Raw genomic sequence first — 6,212 nt, 5'->3', positions numbered from 1 at the left:
ACAGTGTGTGGTAAGACCGCTGCAAATCCTGCGTGCTGACGGGACGTGGGAAAATATTGGCGGAATGAAATAGCCGACAGCTTCACAAAAACCGGAGTCCGGCTCCGGTTTTTGTTGTCATGTCATGGTGATGTTTGTTAGGAAACCAAAGGTGGCAAAACTGCTGGAGGTTTTGTGGTTGAGTATGCCAATATAATTAATAGATTAAAGAGTTAGTTGTGAAGAAAATATGGATAAACAGGACGACGAATGCTTTCACCGATAAGGACAACTTTCCATAACTCAGCAAATATAGTGCAGAGTTCCCCCTGTCAAACGGTTTCTTTTGCAGGAAAGGAATATGAGTTAAAGGTCATTGATGAAAAAACGCCTATTCTTTTTCAGTGGTTTGAACCTAATCCTGAACAATATAAGAAAGATGAGGTTCCAATAGTTAATACTAAGCAGCATCCCTATTTAGATAATGTCATGAATACGGCAAGGATAGAGAGTGAGCGTATGATAGGTGTTTTTGTTGATGGCGATTTTTCATTCAGCCAAAAGGTTGCTTTTTCAAAACTGGAACAAGATTTTGAAAATATAATGATAATATATCGGGAAAATGTTGATTTCAGCATGTATGATAGAAAACTATCAGATATTTATCATGATATTATATGTGAGCAAAAGTTACGCTCTGAAGCCAAAAGAGATGAATACTTGTTGAATCTGTTGGAGAAAGAGTTGAGTAAAATTTCAAATGCGCAGGATTCTTTGATTTATATGTATGCAGAGAAGAGAGATCATACATGGTTTGACTTCTTCAGAAATTTAGCCTTATTGAAGGCAGGAGAAATCTTTAGATGCACAGATAACACAAAGAATCATGGGATTTTATCCGGTGAGGGGTGTATATATCTTGATATGGATATGATGCTTACAGGTAAGCTTGGTGTAATGCGTGCTCCAGATGGAATTGCAGTACATGTTGATCGTCGTAATGACAGTGTAAATATTGAAAATGGTGCAATAATTGTTAATCGTAGTAATCATCCGGCTTTACTTGAGGGGTTGTCTTTTATGCACAAAAAAGTAGATGCTCATCCATATTATGATGGATTAGGAAAAGGAATTAAGAAATATTTTAATTTTACTACATTGCATGATTACAATCATTTTTGTGACTTTATTGAGTTTAAACACAAAAATATTATTATGAACACAAGTCAGTACACAGGAAGTTCATGGTAAAACCACCTCCTATGGAGGTGGTTGCTTGCAGTCAGGTGTTTCGGGTCTGTGGCTTTTTGTGTTCTCTGGTAAGTGGTTGCTATTCTTTTGTGTTGTGTATCTCTGTTTCTATAGTTTTAGATAGCCATGTCATCTCAGTAGCTGCGAGTTTTAGTTTTGAGGTTCTGTCTCCTGCTCCGGGTGGACGCATGTCAAAAGTGCAGGATTTTCTGCTGAATACTGTGTAGTCATTCATAGAGCATGTTGTTGAGGTTAGTGTACAATTCTTCGATACTGGCTTGTCCTGCACAGGTCCAGATATTTCTGGGTAGTTTCCTTTTGAATTTGAAAATATGTTTTTGATTGAAAATGGCATCGTGCTTTGTCCTTTGAACTACGATATATTGTTTTGTGTTCTTTCGTTGTGAGTAGGTATCATTAAGAATACTTATATGTGGCTCCAGAGTATTTGGGGTTGTAGTCTTTCCACTCTGGTGCGCCTAATATTTTTTCTGCTGGTATCTCTTTCCCACGCAAGTAAAACTTTATGTTTTTCATTATCTGGTCGTTGTCTTTGTTGCGATAAATCCATCGTAATTCGCTGGCTGTAATACTCTGACCATAACCATCTGACTTGTTAGCAATGAGTTTGAGTGAGTTGACAAGTTCATCCGCACAAAAAATAACCGTTTTATTGCGTGTTAATGTCTGAAACTCCAGGCCGGCCTTGCTTGTTTTTGCCCATAATTTGTCGCGATTGTATACGGAAAGGTTGGCCATGGTAACATTATAATTATTGTGATTCTTTAAGTGTTGTTTAAATTTTATCCCTCTTTCGTGTTCATTTAATGCTCTTTTGATAAGTGGATCTTGCTTATATTTGCGAGGTGTTCTGGGGTCCCATACTGCGTTTGTTAACGTATTCTGAGTTATAATATCTTTTTTGGAAAAGTCGTTAACTAGTTTAATGCTGTTGACAAGTTTTTCTCTGGGTGAAGATAGTCCATAGACAATGTCTCCCTCGCGAAAGTATAAGGCCACATCCAGAGCGTTGCCCTGAAAGGTGATGTTTTTTGCTTTAACTACATCTGGAGAGAGTAGTACATTTTGTAAATCAAGATCCAACCCATCAGGCATCCCTTCAACACCGATGTTCCACGTGGTTTTCTGCTCCGCATGAATGGTTACCGATGTCACACTCTCCGGAAGTTTCTCCGGCAGTATAATATTGCTACATCCAGTCAGCGATAGCGTCTTCAGTGACGGTGATATCAGGTTGTCAATTCTGGCCTGATTCTCCGGGTTATAGCTATTGATGCTGAGAGATGATAACCCGTTTGGAACATTTTTTATGCTGTCTGTGGCGCTACCTTTTATTTCAAGGTAGCGGACACTCTCTGGCACTCCAGATATATAGCAGTGGCAAACCGTCAGGCACTCGATGCCTTCAGATATGAAATGTATAAATGGTGAATCAGTTAATTCAATATGTAGATTTTTTACGGTTGATGGCATGTCTGTGATTTGTAATTTTTCACAGTTAATGACGGAGAGGTTTTGTGTATTAACCGGCAATCCTGTAAGGGTTGTCAGGTTGTTGCAGTTTTCGATTGTAACTGATGTTATTTCGTTTGGTAACTGTGGCAGATACTCAATATCACAATCTTTGATATATAAACGACCAATGGCCCGCGCTTCTTCTATCTGAGTTGGTGTGATTTCGCTTTTGATGCCTGCTGATGTTTCTGCGGAATTGGAGTAGAATGTCCCGGACGGTCGTAATTGCGATGTAGGAAGCATTGATAAATTCCATTTTTAGAAGTAAATAACAGTGTAAGTTCTATCCATACTGCTAATCAACAAGCTAATTTTAGCAACCAGCAAAGCCAAGGTGTCAATATTAGAAAAGAGAGTTATATCTCAAAATCAACAGACTGTTGATTTTAACTTTTGCGAATACTTTCTCCAGTCCGTCATGCATGGATTAGGATTGCTCATTTTTATACCATTTGTTGTTTTTTTATAGCGATTTGCTAAAAGGGAGAAGAAAAAACGTTCTCCAAAATTAGATTGCAACTGTTTGATTTTATGGATAGAGGCATGCTGTTTACTAGACAGTAAAAAGCATGCCAAATTTCCTATTAACCTTTTGAATATAAAGCACTAATTATCTATTTCTGTTGCCTTCTTATTCAGCAGACGAGAAGCGCGCCAGTAAACCAGCAACATCAGGCCCATTACGATAGTCAGCGTAATGCTGGTGGCTGCACCAAACGGCCAGTCACGAATATTGAGGAACTGTACCTTGATGACGTTACCGATCAGCAGGTTTTTCGCACCGCCCATCAGGTCGGACACATAGAACAGGCCCATCGCTGGCAGCATTACCAGCAGACATCCGGCAATAATTCCCGGCATCGTCAGTGGGATAATGATGCGGATAAAGGTCTGCAACTTGCTGGCACCGAGATCGCGCGCCGCCTCAAGCAACGGCTTATCCAGTTTTTCGATACTGGAGTACAGCGGCATCACCATAAACGGCAGCAGAATGTAAACCAGACCGATAATCACCGCACTAGGCGTGAACATGATGCGAATTGGTGTATCGATAACGCCCAGCCAGAGCAAAAACTCGTTGAGATAGCCTTTGGTGCTGAGGAAAATTTTCAGCCCGTAAATACGAATCAATGAGTTGGTCCAGAACGGAACAATCAGCAGAAACAGCAGCAGCGGACGCACCTTGTGTGGCAGCTTCGCCAGAAACCAGGCAAACGGGTAGCCCAGCACCAGGCAGGCGAGGGTGGCGATCAGCGCCATATTCAGCGAGTGCAATAGCACTTCAAAATAAAGCGGATCGAGCAGACGCGTGTAGTTATCCAGCGTAAAGACCATTTTGACGAAACTGGCGTCGTCGCGGGTCAAAAAGCTGGTGCCAATGATCATCAGGTTGGGCAGAAAGACAAACAACACAAGCCAACCGACAATAGTGACAATCACTACATTCTGGAACTTACTTGTGTTCTTCATCAGCCAGTACGACCTCCCAGCTTTCTACCCAATTAATGGCCATTTTTTGGTCGAGAGAGTGGTCAAAGTCAGGATCGTCTTCATTGAAGAATTCGCTGACCATCACCATCTTGCCATTTTCCAGTTCAACAACCGACTCCAGCGTCATGCCTTTGTAGTTACGCTCGCGAACATAACCAATCAGGCCTTCAGCGTGGTTATCGTCGTTAATCTCTTCAACGCGTAAGTCTTCAGGACGTAGCAGAACATGCAGTTTTTGCCCTGGCTCAACGGCGAAGTTAACGTAGATATTACATTCGCGGCCTTCAACGTTGGCGCGTACGCGCTGCTCGTCGAGACGTTCGATGACCGTGGCATTAAACATATTGATTTCACCGATAAACCCAGCAACAAACAGGTTTTTCGGCTCTTCGTAGATTTCACGCGGCGTGCCGTCTTGCTCAATGCGACCATCGCGCATCACCACAATCCTGTCCGACATGGTAAGTGCTTCTTCCTGGTCGTGAGTTACGAACACGAATGTAATGCCAAGCTTACGCTGTAACGCTTTCAGCTCGTTCTGCATTTGCTTGCGCAGTTTGTAATCCAGCGCTGAGAGCGACTCATCCAGCAACAACAGACGAGGCTTGTTAACCACCGCGCGGGCAATGGCAACGCGTTGCTGTTGACCGCCAGAGAGCTGATGCGGTTTGCGTTGAGCGAAGGTTTCCAGCTGCACCATCCGCAGGGCTTCCATCACGCGGGGCGTAATTTCAGCAGCGGGGGTTTTTTGCATGCGCAACCCAAAGGCCACATTTTCGAACACGGTCATGTGGGGGAAAAGTGCGTAGCTTTGGAAAACAGTGTTCACATAGCGGTTTTCCGCCGGAACGTGGGTGATGTCCTCGTTATCCAGCATGATGCGTCCGGAATCAACAGTTTCCAGACCTGCAATCAGGCGAAGAACGGTTGTTTTACCGCAGCCAGAAGGGCCAAGCAGCGTGAGGAACTCGCCATTGTTGATAGTCAGATCCAGCTGGGGAATGACCTCTTTACCATCAAAGCATTTGCGAATTCCCGCCAATTGCACCAGCGGTGAAAGCGAACTCGATTGTTTATTCAATTTTTTACTCTGTCCCATGTAAACGCAACGGATGGCTTACCGATGCGGGGTTTGTGGTTAACCACCTTGGTGACTCTTAATGAGGGCGGTAATTCTACGGCAAACCGCTTGAATCGCCAATCTTTGTTGTGAATTACTGGCTTAGCTTTATATTCATTAAGGTAATGCTGATAAATATTCCCTCTTGCAGGGGTAAAAGTGACCTGACGCAATATTTGTCTTTTCTTGCTTCTTAATAATGTTGTCACAAAAAGTGAGGGTGACTACATGGATAAACTACTTGAGCGATTTTTGAACTACGTGTCTCTGGATACCCAATCAAAAGCCGGGGTGAGACAGGTTCCCAGCACGGAAGGCCAATGGAAGTTATTGCATCTGCTGAAAGAGCAGCTCGAAGAGATGGGGCTTATCAATGTGACCTTAAGTGAGAAGGGCACGTTGATGGCGACGTTACCGGCTAACGTCCCTGGCGATATCCCCGCGATTGGCTTTATTTCTCATGTGGATACCTCACCGGATTGCAGCGGCAAAAATGTGAATCCGCAAATCGTTGAAAACTATCGCGGTGGCGATATTGCGCTGGGTATCGGCGATGAAGTTTTATCACCGGTTATGTTCCCGGTGCTGCATCAGCTACTGGGTCAGACGCTGATTACCACCGATGGTAAAACCTTGTTAGGTGCCGATGACAAAGCAGGTATTGCAGAAATCATGACCGCGCTGGCGGTATTGCAACAAAAAAACATTCCGCATGGTGATATTCGCGTCGCCTTTACCCCGGATGAAGAAGTGGGCAAAGGGGCGAAGCATTTTGATGTTGTGAACCGCCCCGGGAATCCTGGAGACTAAACTCCCTGAGAAAGAGGTAAACAGG

The 6,212-nt window shown here is 43.4% G+C and carries 6 protein-coding genes and 1 pseudogene; 3 read left to right on the top strand and 4 right to left on the bottom strand.

Annotated elements, in window-relative coordinates; translation table 11 throughout:
• Nucleotides 1–73: phage tail fiber C-terminal domain-containing protein (locus HEN33_RS23865; RefSeq protein WP_001503500.1), on the top strand; the 73-nt coding region annotated here is incomplete at its 5' end.
• 176 nt (nt 74–249) lie between these two features.
• Nucleotides 250–1,230: an NleB family type III secretion system effector arginine glycosyltransferase gene (locus HEN33_RS23860; RefSeq protein ID WP_000950789.1), complete on the top strand. Its 981-nt coding sequence runs from the start codon at nt 250–252 to the stop codon at nt 1,228–1,230.
• A 79-nt stretch (nt 1,231–1,309) separates the two neighbouring features.
• On the opposite strand, the gene HEN33_RS23855 is transcribed toward HEN33_RS23860, so the two are convergent.
• From HEN33_RS23855 to potA, 4 genes are all read right to left on the bottom strand, one after another.
• Nucleotides 1,310–1,585, bottom strand: coding sequence for a secretion protein EspO (locus HEN33_RS23855; protein WP_176262808.1), 276 nt, complete (start codon nt 1,583–1,585; stop codon nt 1,310–1,312).
• 62 nt (nt 1,586–1,647) lie between these two features.
• Nucleotides 1,648–3,009, bottom strand: a complete 1,362-nt coding sequence (gene espK, locus HEN33_RS23850; protein ID WP_183083482.1) for a type III secretion system effector EspK — start codon at nt 3,007–3,009, stop codon at nt 1,648–1,650.
• Between the two features lie 363 nt (nt 3,010–3,372).
• Nucleotides 3,373–4,236 carry a spermidine/putrescine ABC transporter permease PotB gene (gene potB / locus HEN33_RS23845; RefSeq protein ID WP_000799400.1) on the bottom strand — a complete coding sequence of 288 codons (864 nt, stop codon included), beginning with the start codon at nt 4,234–4,236 and terminating at the stop codon, nt 3,373–3,375.
• The gene (potA, locus tag HEN33_RS23840; protein ID WP_032176207.1) at nt 4,220–5,356 is read right to left on the bottom strand and encodes a spermidine/putrescine ABC transporter ATP-binding protein PotA; all 1,137 of its coding nucleotides are present in this window, start codon (nt 5,354–5,356) and stop codon (nt 4,220–4,222) included. The genes potB and potA overlap by 17 nt, the downstream gene beginning before the upstream one ends.
• A gap of 249 nt (nt 5,357–5,605) precedes the next feature.
• Here potA and pepT point away from each other — a divergent pair.
• Nucleotides 5,606–6,157: pseudogene (gene pepT, locus HEN33_RS23835) on the top strand (tripeptide aminopeptidase PepT); the annotation flags it as partial.
• Between the last annotated feature and the right edge of the window lie 55 nt (nt 6,158–6,212).

The sequence above is a fragment of the Escherichia sp. 94.0001 genome (assembly GCF_013369155.2).
Lineage (GTDB): Bacteria > Pseudomonadota > Gammaproteobacteria > Enterobacterales > Enterobacteriaceae > Escherichia > Escherichia coli_F.
The sequence above is the reverse complement of the archived record's forward strand: the minus strand, read 5'-3'. Positions and strand labels throughout refer to the sequence as shown.

Coding starts and splice junctions, on each gene's coding strand:
- HEN33_RS23860 (WP_000950789.1), top strand. CDS start 250: ATGCTTTCACCGATAAGGACAACTTTCCATAACTCAGCAAATATAGTG.
- HEN33_RS23855 (WP_176262808.1), bottom strand. CDS start 1,585: ATGCCATTTTCAATCAAAAACATATTTTCAAATTCAAAAGGAAACTAC.
- espK (WP_183083482.1), bottom strand. CDS start 3,009: ATGCTTCCTACATCGCAATTACGACCGTCCGGGACATTCTACTCCAAT.
- potB (WP_000799400.1), bottom strand. CDS start 4,236: ATGAAGAACACAAGTAAGTTCCAGAATGTAGTGATTGTCACTATTGTC.
- potA (WP_032176207.1), bottom strand. CDS start 5,356: ATGGGACAGAGTAAAAAATTGAATAAACAATCGAGTTCGCTTTCACCG.